The organism is Streptomyces sp. SAS_270 (assembly GCF_052543295.1).
The window spans coordinates 1-17,773 of sequence record NZ_JBMNDS010000091.1; the positions used below are offsets into that span (position 1 = coordinate 1).

At 64.4% G+C, this 17,773-nt stretch carries 15 protein-coding genes; 8 read left to right on the top strand and 7 right to left on the bottom strand.

Going from position 1 to position 17,773, the window contains the following annotated elements; all coding sequences use genetic code 11:
- Positions 1–820 precede the first annotated feature (820 nt).
- The 3 genes from ACN6LB_RS38850 (at position 821) to ACN6LB_RS38860 (ending at position 5,603) form a co-directional block, all read left to right on the top strand.
- Positions 821–1,582, top strand: a complete 762-nt coding sequence (locus ACN6LB_RS38850; RefSeq protein WP_445029979.1) for a hypothetical protein — start codon at positions 821–823, stop codon at positions 1,580–1,582.
- Between the two features lie 1,115 nt (positions 1,583–2,697).
- A complete protein-coding gene (locus ACN6LB_RS38855) occupies positions 2,698–3,966 on the top strand; it encodes a hypothetical protein (protein WP_445029980.1) in 1,269 nt (422 codons plus the stop codon).
- Between the two features lie 260 nt (positions 3,967–4,226).
- Positions 4,227–5,603: a hypothetical protein gene (locus ACN6LB_RS38860; RefSeq protein WP_445029981.1), complete on the top strand. Its 1,377-nt coding sequence runs from the start codon at positions 4,227–4,229 to the stop codon at positions 5,601–5,603.
- A gap of 166 nt (positions 5,604–5,769) precedes the next feature.
- Here ACN6LB_RS38860 and ACN6LB_RS38865 read toward each other — a convergent pair whose 3' ends face one another.
- On the bottom strand, positions 5,770–5,976 hold the full coding sequence (locus ACN6LB_RS38865; protein ID WP_445029982.1) for a hypothetical protein: 207 nt from the start codon (positions 5,974–5,976) through the stop codon (positions 5,770–5,772).
- A gap of 350 nt (positions 5,977–6,326) precedes the next feature.
- Here ACN6LB_RS38865 and ACN6LB_RS38870 point away from each other — a divergent pair, with 350 nt between their 5' ends.
- The 3 genes from ACN6LB_RS38870 (at position 6,327) to ACN6LB_RS38880 (ending at position 8,721) form a co-directional block, all read left to right on the top strand.
- Complete coding sequence (locus ACN6LB_RS38870) at positions 6,327–7,130, top strand: trypsin-like serine protease (protein WP_445030006.1); 804 nt, start codon at positions 6,327–6,329, stop codon at positions 7,128–7,130.
- Entirely contained in the window at positions 7,099–7,593 is a 495-nt protein-coding gene (locus ACN6LB_RS38875; protein ID WP_445029983.1) for a SigE family RNA polymerase sigma factor, read from the top strand. Before ACN6LB_RS38870 ends, ACN6LB_RS38875 begins: the two co-directional genes overlap by 32 nt.
- Positions 7,594–8,400: 807 nt before the next feature.
- Positions 8,401–8,721 carry a helix-turn-helix domain-containing protein gene (locus ACN6LB_RS38880; RefSeq protein WP_445029984.1) on the top strand — a complete coding sequence of 107 codons (321 nt, stop codon included), beginning with the start codon at positions 8,401–8,403 and terminating at the stop codon, positions 8,719–8,721.
- Positions 8,722–10,349: 1,628 nt separating this feature from the next.
- On the opposite strand, the gene ACN6LB_RS38885 is transcribed toward ACN6LB_RS38880, so the two are convergent.
- Both ACN6LB_RS38885 and ACN6LB_RS38890 read right to left on the bottom strand, forming a co-directional pair.
- The gene (locus ACN6LB_RS38885) at positions 10,350–11,006 is read right to left on the bottom strand and encodes a ribosome-inactivating family protein (protein WP_445029985.1); all 657 of its coding nucleotides are present in this window, start codon (positions 11,004–11,006) and stop codon (positions 10,350–10,352) included.
- A 519-nt stretch (positions 11,007–11,525) separates the two neighbouring features.
- Positions 11,526–11,957, bottom strand: coding sequence for a hypothetical protein (locus tag ACN6LB_RS38890; RefSeq protein ID WP_445029986.1), 432 nt, complete (start codon positions 11,955–11,957; stop codon positions 11,526–11,528).
- Between the two features lie 363 nt (positions 11,958–12,320).
- Here ACN6LB_RS38890 and ACN6LB_RS38895 point away from each other — a divergent pair, with 363 nt between their 5' ends.
- Together ACN6LB_RS38895 and ACN6LB_RS38900 are read left to right on the top strand one after the other, a co-directional pair.
- The gene (locus ACN6LB_RS38895; protein WP_445029987.1) at positions 12,321–12,410 is read left to right on the top strand and encodes a winged helix-turn-helix domain-containing protein; all 90 of its coding nucleotides are present in this window, start codon (positions 12,321–12,323) and stop codon (positions 12,408–12,410) included.
- Between the two features lie 543 nt (positions 12,411–12,953).
- Positions 12,954–13,235, top strand: a complete 282-nt coding sequence (locus ACN6LB_RS38900; RefSeq protein WP_445030007.1) for a transposase — start codon at positions 12,954–12,956, stop codon at positions 13,233–13,235.
- A 19-nt stretch (positions 13,236–13,254) separates the two neighbouring features.
- On the opposite strand, the gene ACN6LB_RS38905 is transcribed toward ACN6LB_RS38900, so the two are convergent.
- The 4 genes from ACN6LB_RS38905 to ACN6LB_RS38920 form a co-directional block, all read right to left on the bottom strand.
- Complete coding sequence (locus tag ACN6LB_RS38905; protein WP_445029988.1) at positions 13,255–14,235, bottom strand: hypothetical protein; 981 nt, start codon at positions 14,233–14,235, stop codon at positions 13,255–13,257.
- 713 nt (positions 14,236–14,948) lie between these two features.
- Positions 14,949–15,155 (bottom strand): hypothetical protein, encoded by a 207-nt coding sequence (locus ACN6LB_RS38910; protein ID WP_445029989.1) that lies wholly within the window; start codon positions 15,153–15,155, stop codon positions 14,949–14,951.
- A 581-nt stretch (positions 15,156–15,736) separates the two neighbouring features.
- Entirely contained in the window at positions 15,737–16,606 is an 870-nt protein-coding gene (locus ACN6LB_RS38915; RefSeq protein ID WP_445029990.1) for a calcium-binding protein, read from the bottom strand.
- Positions 16,607–17,262: 656 nt separating this feature from the next.
- Positions 17,263–17,604: a DUF5713 family protein gene (locus ACN6LB_RS38920; RefSeq protein ID WP_445029991.1), complete on the bottom strand. Its 342-nt coding sequence runs from the start codon at positions 17,602–17,604 to the stop codon at positions 17,263–17,265.
- Positions 17,605–17,773 lie beyond the last annotated feature (169 nt).

The window sequence follows — 17,773 nt, forward strand, 5'->3', positions numbered from 1 at the left end:
ACGCCCGGCGCAGCGCCACCCAAGGCCGCTCCTCGTCAGGGCGGGCGGCGAGCGCTTCCGCGACGTGCTGGCCATCGCCCTCCAGACCGCCCAGCACGACCCCCAACCACCTTGCTCCGTAGCGGAGGAGCGGTTCGCCGGGCGTGCGCCCGCGCCGCCAATCGGCCTGCCGCCCCACGGCCGCCCCGGCCTTCGCTCCCCCTGGCCGTCACCGTCGCCAAGAGATCTCCGCTGCCGACAACGGGGAGAAGGCCAAAGCTATCGAGCATCAGATCTCGGCAGTTGAGCACCTCACACTTGGAACAGAACGCCCGTGTCGTCCTGTATCCGCGCGGTGGTGCCTGGACGTTGGGCCTTTTGAAGAAGAGGGCGTGGTGCAGCGCGCACAACGCCAATCCGTTGTGCACCTCGCCCGGGCCGTCCCAGTCCCTCCCGTCCAGCTGCCTCGCCCGCGGGTCGCTCCACTCGGAGAAGTGTTCGCGCCGCACCTCGCTCCGCCGCATCATCGGACGGCAGAACTCCCGGGTGAGCGATGGACGGGCCATGACTCCACCCCGGTCGGGACAGTCCGAAGCCTCCATGAGACCCGGAGCGCTTCAGTTGAAAATCTATTCGAAAACGCTAATTCCGGCAGCTCGTCCCACATGCGATGGCAGCCTGACGGTGTGGACATCCCACCCCAGGATCAACCACAAAGCGTGGCTCGACCCTGAAGAGCAATCATCTCCGGAGAGGAAGAATCACCATGCCCGTAAACGGTTCAAATACTCGGTTTCAGCACGTGAGAGTTGCAGGACTGGCACTGGCGATCATACTCACCGTGCTCGGAACCGCTTCCTGCAGCGCAGGCAGCCCGGGATCGGCTTCGGGCGTATCCAAGTCCGCACCGCAGTCAGCCGATACGAAGTCGGGACCCGCCGAGATATCCGGCCCCGAGGAACAGGCCAACGCAGGACCGGAGTCGCCCCAGGTTACCGGAGCGGACCGCACAGAAGCAGAGACCAAGGCTGAGAAAGCTCCCGCCGATCCAATGGCCCGCTTCACTGCACCCGACACCAGCGGCCTGCAAGGTGCATTACAAGGCCGCGCAGCCGTCAGCGATTTCATCAACGGCACACCACCAGGAAATCCCGGCGAGGGCCAACCCGGAGCCGTCTTCAGCAAGGAGCAGTACAAGAAGTTGGCAACCCTGGCGAACGCCGAATTCATCGCACTGCGCACACGGATCATGAATTCCAAGGACAGGGACGAGCCGACAGTCAGACTGCAGCGCAGCTTCTTCTCCAACGGATGCACCAGCGTACCCCAGGCGATCACTCCGGAAACGGCGTGGAAGGCGTGCGCACAGCACGACTTTCGCTACACTGCTGGACCGAATCTTTTCAAGGACGATAAATCGTCCCAAGACGCCGACCGCACGGAAGCCGATACCCAACTCGGCACCAATATCGGCGGCCTGGCCGGCAGGTTTGTGGCAGCAGCGGTCGACTTCGCAGGCAGCTTCTTCTACACGGCCACCGACTCCGCCGGGAGTGGGGAAGAGACGGACAGGGCGCTGCTGAAGTTCAGCGTGTCCGGGTGATCGTCTAGACACCCGATGACGAGCAGGGGGGTCGCATCAAGGGCGCGGCCGCCCTGCTCTTCGGCCGGTTGCGACAACCCGCCCGGGAGGTGGTTCCGTTCGGGTTCGCCCTTCACGCTGTCTGTTGAGCAACTCACTGCGGATGGGGGTTCGTTCACATGAGCGGCGGCCCCCTCCCAGTCGGTGGTGCCGGAGCTTGCTGCCGTCCAAGCACGGTGCGGTGGTGCGGGAGGGTGAGGCCCGGCCCGTCGTAGGCCTCGCGATCCGTTTGGTCTTGGTGCGCGGTCACCCCGGACGAGGCGCTCACCGAAGTTGGACAGGTCGCCGTGAGGGAGGCATCGTTTAGCTCCGTGGCCAGGGCGTACTTGGAGTCGATGCGGCAGCGCACCGCCTGGGCCACCTGACGGCCCAGCAGACCGAGCAGGAGCTGCAGCACACAGGTGGTGGCCAGCTGAGCAGGCGAGAGGCCGGTGCCCGTCGCGCGACTGCCAGTCGGCGAAGTCCTCGTCGCACCACAGCCCGTCCAGCCGGTCTCTCACCCACATCGCCGTTGTAACGCCCGGATTGCCCGGCCGCGCGACCTGCGCGGTCGGGCACGGGATCTACTCACCGGAACGGGGACGGACCGGCAACGGCCCCTCGACCGCTGCATCGGCCTTCGAAACGGCCCCGAGCATGCCCGCTGATCACTTTGCCGCAGCGGAAACACCAAGATCCCCCACAGGGTCGGGCAGGCTGAGCGAGAGCCTCAGCCATGGGGCCTCTTGATGCCGTGATCTTCGCTCGGTCAGGTGAAGTCGAGTGGCTTGCCGGTGCGTTGGGCGTGGTGGCGTGCTCCGCTGGCGGGCGCGGGGCAGCTCGGCGGGCGGGAGGTGGCCGAGGCGGTGGTTCGGGTTCGGCCGGGTGATTCCGCCGTTGACGGCGCGGGGGGCGCGAGCGAGCACGACTACTAAGGGTTGCCTGGCTTGATCAGAGCGAACGAAACAGATCTATCCTCACAGGCAACTTATTACCGACGGGTAGGCGGCATGTATCGGAAACCCCCCGCGCCAGGCAGGCCGCCGCATGCCTTGGAGGCGGCACGCGCGAGGCTGGGCCTCTCCCGCTACGACTACATGCGCAGGGTCGCCGAGGCGCAGGGCCTTGACCCTAAAACAATCAAGAAGAACAACCCCAACGTTCAACGCTGGGAGTCGGGTACCACACCGGAACGCTCCACACAGCTTGCCATCGCACGCATCCACAACATATCTGCTGATACGGCAGATCAGCTCGGCTGGCCGGACTTCCTGGCCCTGGCCGACAGCGACGCGTTGCTCACCGCTCCGTGGACGCCCGCAGGATGCGCCGAAGCATTCGGCTCCCTGCGCCGGACAGTGCCCCCCAAGCCCCAACTGGTCGTCACCGGCCGCGCCCTCAAAGCGTTCAGCGAGAAGGCGCTGGCCGCCACAGCCAGAACGCCAACGCCAACTCGTGGTGCCGACGGTCGCTACTCCACCACCGCAGACATGGTCGAGGCCACCGCACGAGTCCTGGACACCGCGTGGCGAGCCGGGGACCCCCTGCCTGTCCTCTGGTTTGCCCAGGGCGACCTCCATACGGCCTTCCGCGTCCTTGCCGAGAACGGATCTGACACGGCAACGAGGATGCCGCTGCTCCTCACCGCTGCGCACATTGCCCATATCTGCTGCAATATCAGCCGAGACCTCGGAGAAGACTCCCTGGCCGAGCAATACGGCCTCCTGGCGGTACGTGCCGCCGCCGGCGCGGGATCCCCCCTGCACACTGCGGCGTGCCTCATCACCCTGGCCTGGCACCATGCCGAGATGGGTGACCCGCGCGACGCCCGTCATCTGATCAATACCGCTCAGGAATTATCCCCCTACAACAACGGCGCGCCCCGCCTCGCAGCCATCATTCATGCACGGGAGGCCCGCGTACATGCCCAACTCAAGAACGTCACCGCCAGCACGCAGGCCCTGGACCGCGCCGCCAAGATCCTGACCGACAGCGCAGCCGACGATGCAACGCCTTGGGGTGACCACATCGGTGAGGAGTGGCTCTCCAGAAGCGCAGGCAAGGTCTGGCTCGACCTGGGGCAGCCGAAGACGGCGCTGCAGTTCTACTCTCCTCTCATCGATGACCCTCCGTCACGTACCTCCACTCAGCCGCTCCTTTACACGGCAAAAGACCTTCTGAATGTTGTAGAGGCGCAGCTGGCTCTGGATGAAATCGACGCCGCCGTGGGCAGCGCCCGTCGTGCCGCGGACATGCTCCCCCGGATGCCCGCCGGGCTCACACGCCAGTACCTGCAGCATTTCCTCCCGCACCACGCGACTCCCGTCGTACGGGACCTCCTTGAGGAGTTGGCCGGCAGGCCTTGACGCGTCTGCCAGTCACTGGCTGCAGAGGGATGGATACGACCGCATTCTCCGTCTGCTCACCGTGGTTACACCGGGCTGAGCACCGTTACGCCGGTCGAGGTTCACAGCGACCTGCGGCAACAAGATCGACGACCAGCCGGTGTCGTCCCGCCTCGACGGTCCCGGCTGTGCCAGGGGCTGGGGTGAGCCGATCCGCTGTCCCCTCCGTATGACCGCACACGGCCGACCACTGCTGGCGGCATATCAACAGAACAGGTGCCATGCATCCGCTGAAACGGGAACTGGAAATCAGGGGTTTGAGCCCCGCCAAGTTCGCGAGGAAGATTGCACGCGTCCACGCCGAAATCAGTCCGGGATCAGGCGTGTTGGGCGATGGGCGGGCGAAGGTCTACCGCTGGCTTAACGGCGAGGCCACGCCGGAATGGGCGGCACAGTTAGCCATTGCTCATTTTCTGGATATCGATGACTCCCTTCTGGAGCGGTACCGGTGGCCGGACTGGCTCCATCTGGCTGCGGGCACTGACCCCGTGTCCGATGGCCTGTGGACAGGTGCGGGGGTGCTTACCGAGCTGATGCGCACAACGACGGTAGAGCAACAGCCTCGCCGCTATCCCGGTGTCACCGGTCAGGAGCTCCGGCATCTGCTGGGGACCGTGGCGAAGGCTCTGCGGGAGCAGTCAGCCGCGACTCGCCGCCGTGAGGTGGATGACATCGATCTCTGCCGCATCAAGGGGATCGAGGAGCGCACCAGCGCTGGGAAGAACCCAGGACTGGTGCCGGCGCTGACGGCCCAGCTCAAGGCGGCTCAGGAGGAGTACAGCCACAGTCTGGAGCTATTGGCCCGTTACGGCTACGGGTCCGGCTCCCCGCTTGGCATGCAGATGCTGCAGCTTGTCGCGCGTACCGCTCACCTCTGTGGCTGGCTGTCCTACTGCATAGGAGCCGACGGCAGCGCCCAGTACTACGCGCTGGCCGCGCTGCGGGCCAGCGCCGCAGAGAGACGGCCGGCCACCGTAGCCTTCTACCTCGCCAACATGGCTGCCGTTCACCTGTCCGGGCATGGCGAGGCCAAAGACGCCCATGCGGTGATTGATGTTGCCCGGTCGTTGAGCGGGGACGAATCCCCTCGCTTGGTTGGGCTGCTGGACGTCGGTGAGGCGCTGGCTCATGCCCATTTGGGCCGGATCGGCGACAGTGAGCGTGCCTTCGATCGCGCGGTCGCTGCATGCGGCAACGCGCCGACCGACATCGATCTGACGATCAGCCCCGGCCTCGAACACCTCGGCGAGGACTGGCTCCCACAGGCCCGGGTCGCCTCTCGTCTTCACCTGCGGCAACCATCAAACGCGCTGTCACAATTCGCCCCCCTGCATCGCGATTTCCACCAACTGACCCCCTCCGCCAAGCTGAGACCCGAAACCGCCAGACTCGGGCTGACCGTGGTGCACACCCATCTCGCCTGCAAAGACCTGGACGCGGCCATCGCCGCCGGTCACCAGCTGTTCACCCTGCTCGCCACCCCGCCACCTGAGCTGGCCTACCTGTACAGCAAGCTTTTCACCGGCTCCGCCTACCGCACTGAACGCTCCGTACGGACGCTACTCGACCGCCTGAAGGACCCCCGAGCTCACGGCTGACTCCTTTGTGCGACGGATGTGGAACCCCGCTCCACGCCACCACGACGGCCGCCCATGTCAACGACATCGCTCAGATCCTGAACCCGTTCGACGGCATCCCACCGGTGACCGGATACCCGGGCCGCCCACGTGGGCGGCCCGAATGCGTCCCGGGCGGCAAGGCGTATCACTCGAAGGCCGTGCGACGTGAGCTGAGGCGCCGCCGGGTCATTCCGGTGATCTCTCGCAAGGGACCAGCAAGGGGCTGGGCGTACTCCGCTCCGTCGTGGAGCAGACCACCGCCCTGCTCCGGCAGCACCAACGCCTCGCCGTGTGCCGGACACGTCGCCTCGAACTCCACGGCGCCTTCCTGTCGTTGGCCCTGCAGTCTCATCTGCTGGAGGCGACTCAGGCAGGCCGGATCGTGATCGCGTTACGCGCTCTACAGGCCCAGCGATCCGGGACCTGTTGACGTATCCGTGGCGGGACGGAGATTCAAGCACTGGCCGTGTGGCTCGTTGGCGCGGTGTTCGCGAGATACACACAGAGACATTCGAGATACACACAGAGACAACGGGTTCTCTTCCCTCGCCATGCAGGACCGGATTTCCTTTTGGTGGATCTCGTCGGAGCCCTTCGGCGGGACGTACACCAAGGAAAACTTCTATGGACCGCTCATCTTTCCACCGTGGGCTCTGGGTTCCGGGGAGGGTGACAGTCACGCTCCTGGCGTCGGCACCGATGATGTCGACCGCGGTGTCGGCGCAGGGGTCAGGCACGGATCACCGCGCCACCCGGACTGTCGGTGGCACGCAGGCGGCCAACGCCGCCCACCCCACTGCCGTTGCCCTTCTCGAGAAGGGCAACGGCAGTGCGAAGGATTGTCACTTCTGCGGGAGAAGCGTCCTCTCTTCCGACCTCGTCGTGACCGCCGCCCACTGCGTCGAGGGCATGAGACCTGGTCAAGTTGAGGCCGTTTCCGGGCGCACGATGCGCTCTGACGCCCCACAGAGCCCGGTGCACACGGTCGCCCCCGAGGGGCTGACCAAACCTCCCCCGCTACGGGTAGAACGCCGCCCACGACGCCGCGTTCATCGTTGTGGCCAAGCCTCTGAAGGGAATCGCTCTGGTGAAACTGCCGACGGCGGGCACAGACTCGCATCACCGTCACCTGCGAGGTCCCCATCGGCCGCGACCATGGCAGCGAACGCAATCACTGAGCGAGCCGCCCCCGCGGATGGTGCTCACGGCGTACTCCCCCGCCTACTGAAACCCGCCCAGAACCGGCCCGGCAACGGACATGCCGCACAAGGGGCTGCGGACGCCCCGCCTACAGCCACGCCCGACCCCAGGAGACGGGCAACGGTACGACGGGCCACGGGCGACGGCTCCAACCTTTATCCCGAGCAACGGGCTGGTGGCCCGGTCGAGGAGCGGCACCCACCAGTAATTCCGCCCAGCAGCCTTCCGCTGTCTGCTGATCCGCCCGAACCCCCTCCGACACAGAGGCCTGTAAATGCCCGGCGCCAACAACGACCTGAGCTTTGACGAATACGTGGAGGCTCGTCGCACCATACTCCTGCGCAGTGCACGCCGACTGCTCGCTGACCCGTGGGAGGCCGAAGACCTCTTGCAGACAGCGCTGCTCGCCACTTACAGGCGCTGGAACAGCATCGAGCAGAAGTCACACGCCGACGTCTACGTACACCGCGCCATGTACAACCTCCGGACCGAGGGGTGGCAGCGGCGCAAGCTGACGGAAGTGCCCACCGAACACCTCCCCGACATGGGCTTCGAAGAAGACAAGGACCTGGAAACCACCCGGCGCATGCTCCTCGACGCTCTGGCCACACTCGCTCCGCAACAGCAAAGGGTCGTGTTGTTGCGCTACTTCGACGAGTACAGCACGCAGGAGACCGCGAGGATCCTGGGTATTACTCCCGGAACGGTGAAGAGCTCCCTGCACCGCGCCTGCAGGCTGCTGTGTGCGGAGCTCAAGCGCCACGACTGAGGAATCCGTGCCCGGTCAAGAATGCCCGCCGTGCTCCGTCACTCTCTTTTCCGCCCGCACACAGCGAGCGCGTCTGCCGTGACAAACGCGGCCGCCACAGCAGGCCTGGCGGGCCCTGCCCGGTAGCGCCGGGGACCTCGCATCGCCACTGTTCGCCATGGCGCACACGGAGTCGGAGCCGGCTCCAGGCATTGACACACCCCGCGGCACAACAACCGGACAGGCGACATGCCGCAGCCGCCTGCATTGACCTCCCTGTGCTCGGCAGGACGTGACGGAACTGGGTGCTCCATGAATAAGACGACTCCATAGGCATTGCACTGACGGTCCAACCCGACGAAATACGAAGACCACGATCATTCGGATGGTGTCGCGCAAATGACCGACCATGACTGGACAGCAGTTTCGCCACGTGGACACGGGGCCGCCCCGTGTCCGAGCGGCTGCGCAATCGGCAGCCTCTTCGAGAGCTTGCTGAGCAATTCATCAGATGGGTCGGCACTCATGCAGCTGGCGGAGGGGGCACGATGGCCTCTGCCTGAAACTGTTCAGGCCATCGCCGTGACGGAGCTTGGCGGACCGCCCGGAGTACCCAGTCTTCCCGAGGGCGTCCTGAGCGGATGCCTGGGCAGGACAACTTATCTCCTCCTGCCGACCTCCAAACTCCTGCAGAAAACACTGACGGTGCTATCAGGACGCAGGATTGCGGTTGGTCCTGTAGTCATGCCCCGCGATGCCGGCCTGTCGCTGGCATGGGCCTGCCGCCTCTTGGATCTCGCACATGGAGCCGATCCAGGAGTCGTGTACGTGAGCGAGCACCTGACCCAACTCCTCATTCAACACAACGAATTCCTCATTCGCGCCATGGCTGCCCGGTGGCTCAGTCCCTTGGCCGACCTGACTCCGACGCAACGCGAGCGTATGACAGAGACGCTACTGGCCCATCTGGAAGGCGAGAGCTCTTCGTCCGTAGCAACAGCACTCGGCATACACATCCAAACACTGCGATACCGAATGCGCCAGATCGAGAAGCTGTTTGGCCCCGCACTGCACGCCCCGCGAGCCCGCGTCGAAATCATGCTGGCACTGAAGGGCCGCCAATTCCTTACTCAGCGCAATGGCAAATAGCGGAATCACGCGAGTGTGAAAGGGAGGCATGCGGCGCGTGGCGCCAAGCGGAAGAGCAGAATCCCACCCCAACCGTACTTTCCACCGGCGATCATCAATCCCATGCGCCAGAGAAACGAGGCGCTTGCCGCACCGAGTGAGGGACTCATCCGGCTGCTGCACCCTTCTTTATGCCTCCCGCAGGCCGGCCTCTGGGCACCGGCGGACTTCCACGATGGCCCGGCCCTGGCCGAAGTGCGGTGCTGGGTGGACCGGTTGGATCAGGTGGCCGCCGCGATAAAAGACCACCAGCAACCGCAGCCTCTTCATGACGGTACACAGATGGACTGCGGCGTAGGCATAAACCACGCGATGGACGTTCTGCGAGTCGAGATGGCTCACCTCGCTCCGTCCACCGTACGGAACAGCCTGCCTGCGGCAAGGGGAGCCGTCGGACGCTTGGCATGGGCTCACGCTGCCTGCAGCCTCCGCGCCGAGGCCAGCATATGGGCCGGCCAGGCAGCTCGCGAGGAAGCGGCCTTGGCAACCACATCCTCCGCCGCCGGTATGAGGCATGACCATTCCACCTTCGAGCCTGGTAGGAGTTTTGGGGACCAGGCAGACAACTTCAGGTGGAACCAGCAGCACCACTCGCTGGAGGGAGTACGGAGAATCCTCCACGAAATCGACCATCTGTTCAGGGAAATGGCCGCACATCCTTCGTTCCAGGCCTGGCGGCCAGTTGCCGACCCCCTCTACCGACAGTGGCTCGATGGAACTCTGTGCGCGGAGCCTGCTCCGCCCCTCCTGTACGGCAGTTGCGCAGCCTTGTATGAGGCCCGCCCTCGACTAGCTGCTGCACCCTACGGTGCCTACGAGGCGAACTGGTCCAGCGGGCCGCTCCCATCAGGCAGTGTGAAACGCCGCATTCATGATCTTGACGGGCACTTGTGGGCCATCATTATCGCCCCAGGGCGAGGAGCCATCCCCCGAGACTGTCAGAAATCCACAGCGGCCGTTGTGGCGGCCCGCATCTCTCCGGGCATCTCCACCGCATCTTGCTACCTGCTCGCAGAGGATTTAATAGCTCACGACGCACTTGTGTGCCTTTACGAGAATCGCAATGTTCACACATTGGAAGAGTTGGCAGCTTCCATAGCCACCATACCTCAGGATCACTAATGAGAGAATTTCCCCTCATTAAGGCTGCCGGTCGTTTCGCTGTGCGGAAGCGGGAGCAATTCCCGAGCATCGGGCTCATGGATTCCGGGCCTGGGGCCAGCACGCCGACGGCGTGCTGTTCGCAGCGGAATTCGTTCTCGGCACTGTCGGCGCCGCCGGTGGCCACCGCCTTGAAGGTGCTGCCGGCGAGTCAGTTCGGCAGTCTTCCGCTTCGGCCCTTTCCCCACCGCCCAGCCGCCGCCCGCCCTCAGGCGCGATCGCGCAGCGTTGTCGGAGTCGCCGGAATCTTCATGCCCGATGCCGAGGTATACGGCGCGGTGCTGCGCATCGGCCGGCAGGCGCCCCATGCGCCCGAGCGCCGAGCTCCCATCACCGGGCTCCTCCATGGCCACACAGGTCAGCGTCTTTCCGCGGTGGCAGTGGGTTCCGACGCCCAACCTCAGGCCAACAGACCGCCGACAGCGGGATTACGGTTCAAATCCGAGTCCTACCGTCAGCAGGCTCGCCATCGCACTGACCTGGCTGTAGGGGGTCCCGTCAATGCGGATGGGTTGCGACACCGAGGCATATTGGTTCGAAGCTTCGCGGACGCAGCGTGACAGTTCACCCCAGGCGTTCTCCAGATCGAGAGCGCGAGCCGAAGGGGGAGCGTCCCGCATCAGCTTGAAGCTTTGCCCAATCTCTTCCCGGACAGGGACGAACCTGGCGGCCTCAGCAACCATCTGGACCAGGATCAACCAACTCAGGGCTGCCGTATGCAGATCGTCCCTCGGGTCCCGAGCAGCCAGGAACAAGACCGCATTTTCTAGAGCGTGCGGACCCAAAGGAATATCGCACCGACCCCTCGAATGCCTCTCCATTTCTTCATAAGTCGAAGAGAAACCCATGGAGGAATTACCGACGGCGCTAGGAAATTTACCAGGACTGTCCGACAAGTACCAATATATTCCATTCTCGCGCTGGCGATAACCGACCATGCGTGCATCCGACAGTCGCATCTGCAAGGTGATTTGGCACTTACCTACACGGAGGCAGACATGCAGAATTTCCGTGGAGGAGCCATCGGTGGCCCACATTCCGTTGACCTGCTTCTGCCGTAGCTGGTTGCTTACGGAGTCCACCATTCGGAAGTAGTCACTCCTCGTTGCGAAAGGTCCACTCCCTCCCCTCTCCCTGGCATTTAACTCAGAGAGAGGGATCCTCCCTGTCTCGCGCCGGAGAGAATCGTTCTCCTCCGGAGAATCGTCACCACTGCTGTCCTGTAGGTCGTCACCATGAATTTCGAGTGTCATTGCCTCTACTTCCGTCGATATTGAGTGATTTTATTCTGTGCCGTCCACGCAAGGGGCCCTTACGGATTTCCTATTGACTGTGGCAGAACGCATGGGGGCGGCACTCAAAGCCTCACTCACGTTTCCTCCGGATTCACGTGGCCCAGCGCCGAGAAGTGCATCTGCGGCAAGTTCGCTGAGTCCAGCGGATTTCACCTCCATGCGTATCCTCATCGCGGATTTCATGTTTCTCCCGAGTTTCCGACTGCTTGGATGACTGGATCGTTTAGGGTCTGGGCAGTCTTGTAAGGGAAACGGGCAGGAGGTCGAGTCCACACCTCAGGAACGCCCGCCGTTTACCAACGGAGTCCCTTATTTTCTCGTGCGCTTCGAGCAGGGTTTCATGACGTGGACCGTTTCGGCACCGTTCGCAAAATATTCGTCTCTTTTGAAGAATCCATCCCAGGTTTGAATGAATGGTTGAATAATGCGTACCCCCGGATCCGTAGCCGCCTTCAGCAGATGAGACCGCAGGCCAACGACAGGACGGCCCTGATATTCGGAGCGCGCTTGCGGGAGATGACCGGCAGGATCCGGCACTTGTGCAGCTCGCGGCGGTGGTGGGGTGGAGTCGTAGCCCTTGTCGCCGAACAGCGAGTCGGGGGCCCCGGCGTGGCCGGCCGGGACGCTCGGCCGTGGGCGGGATGCCGTCGACCAGGTCCGGATGACGTCGTTGACGTTGACATCGACGGTGATGACCTTGAGCGGGGTATCGCGTCCGTGGGCTGACGACGTGTAATCCATGCGCTATGGCCGATTGAGCGAGGGGCGGACTGCCCGATGAGCGGCGAGCTTTCTGGGAGAAGCTGCGTCTGGAGGCGGCTGAGCGCTTCCAGCAGGGCAACGAGAACGCGGTCATCGCTCGTGACCTGCGGGTCAGTGTGCGTTCGGTGCAGCGATGGCAGACCGCATGGTCTGAGGGGGGTGTGCGAGCGCTGGCCTCGAAAGAGCCGACCTCGCTTCCCCTGCTGTGCGACGAGCTCTTCGCGGTCCTGGAGCGTGAGCTGATCAAGGGTGGCGCACGGCTGGCCGGACCAGACGTGGACTTTGTCCCGCATCAAGACCCTGATCGGACGCCGGTTCCACAAGAGCTGCACGGTGCAGTGAGTGACCGCGCTGCTCAGACGGAACAGCTGGAGCTGCCAGGTTCCCGCTCGCCGTGCAGTCGAGCGGGACGAGAGCAAGGTGGCCGGCTGAGTGAAGGAGACCTGGCTCCAGGTGGAAGGCCCGCGGCGGCGCTCGGAGCCTGGCTCGCGTTCGAAGACAAGGCCGGGTTCTCGCGACGCCGCCGGTCTCTCGCACCTGGTCGCGCCGCGGCCATAACCCCGAGGTATAGCTCTTTTGGGGGACACCATTACCTGGGAGTGCGGAAGTTGAGACGTCCCCGCAGTTAACCGGGATCACGGGCGCGGAGATCACCGTCCCGGGGGAGGCACAGATCGGACCGTGGGACTCCTTAGGTCTGGAACAACCATCTAGCACTTGTGAGTCGCAGGTGCGAGAGGGTGTGTTGGTCCCTCCAAAGGAGCCGCACCCAACCCCGATCGTGCGGGTCAGGGGCCGTTTTCGCCGCCGCGTATCCGTCGCGGCCCTGGTCTGCTACAAACCCGGTGAACGCTCCCGACCGATCCACCGGCCCTGCCCGGACCCCGGGCCCAACGGACGCAAGAGCTGCTCTTGGCAGGACCACCGTGACCTGATCCAGAGCGCGCATGCCCAGCTCGGCAGCCTCTTGCTTTGGTGTGGGACAACCTCAACACCCAGCTCACAGCCGGGATGCGCTGGTACGTCGCCGACCGCGACTGGCTCACCGTCTTCCAACTACCGCCCTATGCACCAGACCTCAACCCTGTCGAGGGTGTCTGGTCCGTGCTGCGGCGCACCGCCCTGGCAAACCGGGCCTCCGCCGACCCCGACAACCTGATCACCACCGTCCGACGTGGCCTACGTCAACTCCAGTACCGCCACGACGTCCTCAACGGCTGCCTCACCGGCACCGGGCTTCCGCGGAGGCCGCCATGACGACATCACGCATTCAAGGTCAGTAGTGGAACACCTGGAATAACAAGTGGGACCAGCTGCCTACGATCCGACTCGGCCGAAAAGGCCATGGATTCAGGTGACCTGCGGTCAAGCCTACCGTGAAGCTCACTACAAGGGGAATCGGCTTGAACCGTAGGTTCTTCCGCCTAGGGGAGATCGGCCTGTTCTGGACAAGGGGGGCTGAGCGTTCCCGTTGGATCGTACGGGTTAAGAAGGGGGGATCGACGAGGGGGGCCGGTGTGGCGGATTTGACGGCGAAGTAGCCGCCGGCGGGCCACCATCCGAGGAGTTGCTTCGGCATCTGCGCCACCAGACGCGTATCGAGATGGATCAGATCCCCGTACACCGCACGACATGCAGCGCAGATGCTGCCGTGCTTCAAGGAATCGGGATCTAGAACTTTCGACGGATAATTGTCCATCAACTGCGCGACCGCGTTGCGGCAGTCACGGAGCTGCAACCGTTCCAAGTACAGTTCTGCTCGCATACGGCGAAATTCATTCAACGCATCGTTTTGTGCATCCCCGACTAGCCGGGAGGGTATCCCCGTCACAGTCGAAATAAAATCCGGCTTTTCCTGCTCGGATATGCCGTGCCACAACAGGCTACGCATATGTCGAGGTAGTCGCTCCCAAGCGATCGTCAACTGGCCGCTCTCCTCCATCGGCCATCGGGCTCCCGCTTTCACCCATGCACGAAATTGCAACGAGCCTGTGCCGGGCTCATCGGCGCACCTCTTTACGGCCATGCATCGGACAATGTCAAGCAGCCGGAGCCGTAAGCATCCCGCGAAGCGACGTTCGAGAGTATTTCCTTCTGATTGGATCAATAACAACAGATCGGCGAATCCGTCGTTTGCTATCTGCTGGGCTTCAAGTGAGGTACGCATACATCTTGCTGCATAAGCATAGGCGGCAGGATAATGTCGACGATAGACCACACGGAAGGCGTTGAGATCCCCTTCTCGAATGTCCTGCACGAGCTCTGCGTCGGACGCGTCTTTTGATGTGGACTTAAAGCCAGGAAGCGAACTCAAGAATCTAGCCCTCCAGAGTGGGGAATCCACCGACCAAACGGGTTCCGCAGGCGGCCAGGGGTGTTACTCAGTCCCCTTGGCCACCATTTCCGCCTCAGGGTGCCGCATCACTCCGTCGCTGGGCGACCTTTGTTCCGATCTGACAAAACTCTGGTACTTCCCTGACTCGAACAGGGCTGCACGTAGGGCGGTGACCACGCCCAACCACCTCGCGAATGTCGCGGCGGTACCGACGCTTCCTTAACTCGAGTCCGCCACCCGCCGGAACCCGAATACCTCTTTTTGTCAGAAGATGACAATCCTGGCTCGCCGGATAATCCTGCTGTCTATGCTCAATGCTGCAGCAAGCGGGCCGCGCTTCGAAATGGACATTCTACTTGATCTGTCCGGTGATTCCCGAAGTGGGATTGCCTGTCCCAAGGCGTTGTTTCCTTCGTCGCACCCTCTTCAATGGGACTCGGGAAAGGAGGTTTTTTGCTCGCCGATCAGCCGGCCGTAGCCCGGAGTGAAAGTCATACCAGACCGGCCCACATGGCGTTTTTCGGAGGTGTACGCCCCGCTGACCGCCCTCCTGACCCTGACGGTCCTCGTCACGGAGTACATCGCTGTCGCCCTCAGCCCTCTTGCGGGCCCGGGGGTACCAAGCGGTCCTGGACTCACAGCAGCGCATCGCCGAGGACGGTGCCGCCGCTCTGCGGGCTTCTCTTGACGAACACGCGTCCGGCCTTCGGGAAGCCGTTGATATGGGCGCCAACAGGGCGATCACGCCCCGCCAGTTGATCGACACACTTGCCCGGAGACAGCCCCATTGGCGGGGCATTGCAGTCCTCGACCTCGCCTCGGGCTGCCTGCTGGCCGCTCACGGGCAGCGTATGCCGCTGGACAAGGTGAAGGCCTGGAAAGCCGAGGGCCCAGAGCCCTTCCTGGTCATGGACAACTCGGGCGAGGCCTCTCTCTTGGCGCTCGCACGGCTGTCATCGGCGGGGAGGTGGCAGATCCTGGTTGCCTCCGAACGCCATCGGCCACCCGACACCCGACCCAAACCGGACTGTCCAGATCGTGACCACACGGGACGGGTCATCGCCTCGGCCGGTGCGGACGGGGACAGGGACGAGGTCGACCAGCCGGCCCAAACCGCCGTCCGTGAGGCCGCCGCACAGGCAATGCGGCCCGGGACAACGCACAACGGCGGGTTCGACGGACCAAGCGGAAGCTTCCTCGGGACCATCCATCGCAGCACGCGCACGGTATCCGGGTACGCGGCAATCGCCTCCGCGCTTGGAACCCACCGCCCAAGCCCAAGCGGGCGACTCGGTCTGACCGTTGTGACGACCGTGCAGGCAACCAATCGGCGCTCGGCGACCACGGGCGAGAGGACCCAGCGAGCTACCGAGCGCGGGCTTCCTGCCTGCCATCCGCCGCGGCGCGGAGGGTGCTTGCCTAATCAGGGGCGTACATCGACGTAGTCGCCGGTGGCCTTGGCCGGGCCGGTGGTAGAGGTGCCGGTGAAGTTCCAGCGCCAGTAGCCGTCCTTGACCGCCTTGACCGTGGTGCGCAGGGTGCCGGTGTTGCTGGTTCTCACGGTGGCCACCGTGGTGTAGATGCTGCTGTTCTGCGGGCGGAACTGCAGTTCCACGGCCCGGCTGGCGTATCCCGCATACCGGTAGGTGTCCCAGTTGGCCCGCACCAGTGTGCCGGTGACGGTGATACGAGCGCCCTTGGCGACGGGTTCCGGTGCGGCGTTGACCGTGAGCCGCGCGGCACGCTTGAGGGCGAACGACCCCACACCGGGGGCGAAAACGGAATCGCCGTCGTTGGCGTCGGCCAGGGCGTCGACCGACCATGTTCCCGCGTTGGTGTTGGCCAGGTCCACCGGATCGTCGCTGCCCGGGGCCGGGTGGGCGTTGACGGTGAACACCGTCGTGCACGCTGTCGCGGTCTCGCAGAACGCGTCGGTGGTGTAGAAACCGCCGTGCGGCCCCTTCAGATCCACATCGGCGAAGGACAGGCCGGAGTCATCCGATCCGCTGACCGTGACCGGGAACACCACGTTGTGTGTGATCCCCACGATGACGTCATGGCCGGAGTTGATGGTGGCGCCGCTGACCACCGGGGCGCGGGGTGCGGTAGCCGATGCGGCATCGGCGGAGGCGCCGACGCCCGCCAGTGCAACGGCGACGGCCCCCACCACAGCGGTTCGGCTACTCGCGCGACCGCCGGGCCCGCGGCGTGGGACACGTGCGGCGGTGACGGGCGGGGCGATGTCGCGCCGGCCGCTCGATCTGTCGCCCGGTGATCCGGCGAAGCGGCTCATGAATCCTCCAAAGGATGACAGGGGCCTTGCCACCAACCACCCCACGAGCAACGGCAGTTGGTGGCGAGCTCAGGAAACGGATGGATGTCACCCCTTACGACTCCCGAACCGGCCCGACCGTTGCCCCCGTGGGACCGGGAAAACAACCGCCATCGGAGCCGGACAGCAGACGGACAAGACGACAGGGCCGGCACCGCTTCACGCGTGGCCAGGGCTCATGTCAGGCTCCGGCCCGTGGAAATTCCCGATGTCCTCACCAACGTGGCGCAGACGGGTCGACCGGGCCTGCGTTCAGTGGAGCCCACTGGGGCGATGTGACCGCAGCTCTCGGCGAACCGTGGGACGTCGAAACGATGAGCCGGGACAGAAGCCGGCCGCGGCTCTATGCCTACGAGGAGTTCACGGGGCGGGAGGGGGCGGAGGGTGGCCGGGGCTGACGTGGGTGATTCAGCGGCGGGTCGTGCTGGCGGACCGGGTCGAGCAGCTGGGCAAGGAACTCGCGGAGGCAAAAGCCGTGGTGGCCCGACTGGCGGCGGCCGCAGCAGGCCGTTGCCCGGCTCGAGGCACCCCAGCGCCACCGCCGGCGGTCCAGGCCACCGTGCTGATCGCAGCTCTCAACGAATGGCTTTGATCGGCGGTGGCCTTCTCGTCTTCGTTCACCAGTCCCGGCCGGCGGTCAGCCCCTCCGCGTCCGCGTCCGTGAACCCGTATGCCGACGCGACGAAACAGAACTCGTCACAGATCCACTCACGCGCAACCGTCTCGATCTCGCTCCCGGCCGCCACGAACTCCCTGTCCAGCAGGTTGAACTCTTCCGTCGCAGCCTGGGTGAGCGTATACAAGGTCTCCAGATCCGACGGCTGCTCGGCCTCAATTCGCTCGCACAGCCGCAGCAGGATGGCCTTCCCCTTGTCGACCACGTGATCAGGGAAGTACGAGTCGCCGTACATCTGCCGCAAAAACGCGCGTCCCGCTACCCGCTGGTTGGTGATCGGCATGCCACTCCCCTATCTCCGCTACGAGCTGACGCGCCGATCATGCACGGCAGCACTGACAACGGCTCAAAAGCCGTGGACGTGAACCGGCGTCATCCTTGAAGATCGCCGGCCCGAACCGGGCATCACCCGTGAAGGACCACCGTCCGGAAGCCGGTGCAGCCTTCAAAGG

Excerpts from the sequence above, each read along its gene's own strand:
- ACN6LB_RS38855 (WP_445029980.1), top strand. The coding sequence starts at position 2,698 with ATGCGCAGGGTCGCCGAGGCGCAGGGCCTTGACCCTAAAACAATCAAG.
- ACN6LB_RS38860 (WP_445029981.1), top strand. The coding sequence starts at position 4,227 with ATGCATCCGCTGAAACGGGAACTGGAAATCAGGGGTTTGAGCCCCGCC.
- ACN6LB_RS38865 (WP_445029982.1), bottom strand. The coding sequence starts at position 5,976 with ATGAGACTGCAGGGCCAACGACAGGAAGGCGCCGTGGAGTTCGAGGCG.
- ACN6LB_RS38870 (WP_445030006.1), top strand. The coding sequence starts at position 6,327 with ATGTCGACCGCGGTGTCGGCGCAGGGGTCAGGCACGGATCACCGCGCC.
- ACN6LB_RS38875 (WP_445029983.1), top strand. The coding sequence starts at position 7,099 with ATGCCCGGCGCCAACAACGACCTGAGCTTTGACGAATACGTGGAGGCT.
- ACN6LB_RS38885 (WP_445029985.1), bottom strand. The coding sequence starts at position 11,006 with ATGGTGGACTCCGTAAGCAACCAGCTACGGCAGAAGCAGGTCAACGGA.
- ACN6LB_RS38890 (WP_445029986.1), bottom strand. The coding sequence starts at position 11,957 with ATGGATTACACGTCGTCAGCCCACGGACGCGATACCCCGCTCAAGGTC.
- ACN6LB_RS38915 (WP_445029990.1), bottom strand. The coding sequence starts at position 16,606 with ATGAGCCGCTTCGCCGGATCACCGGGCGACAGATCGAGCGGCCGGCGC.
- ACN6LB_RS38920 (WP_445029991.1), bottom strand. The coding sequence starts at position 17,604 with ATGCCGATCACCAACCAGCGGGTAGCGGGACGCGCGTTTTTGCGGCAG.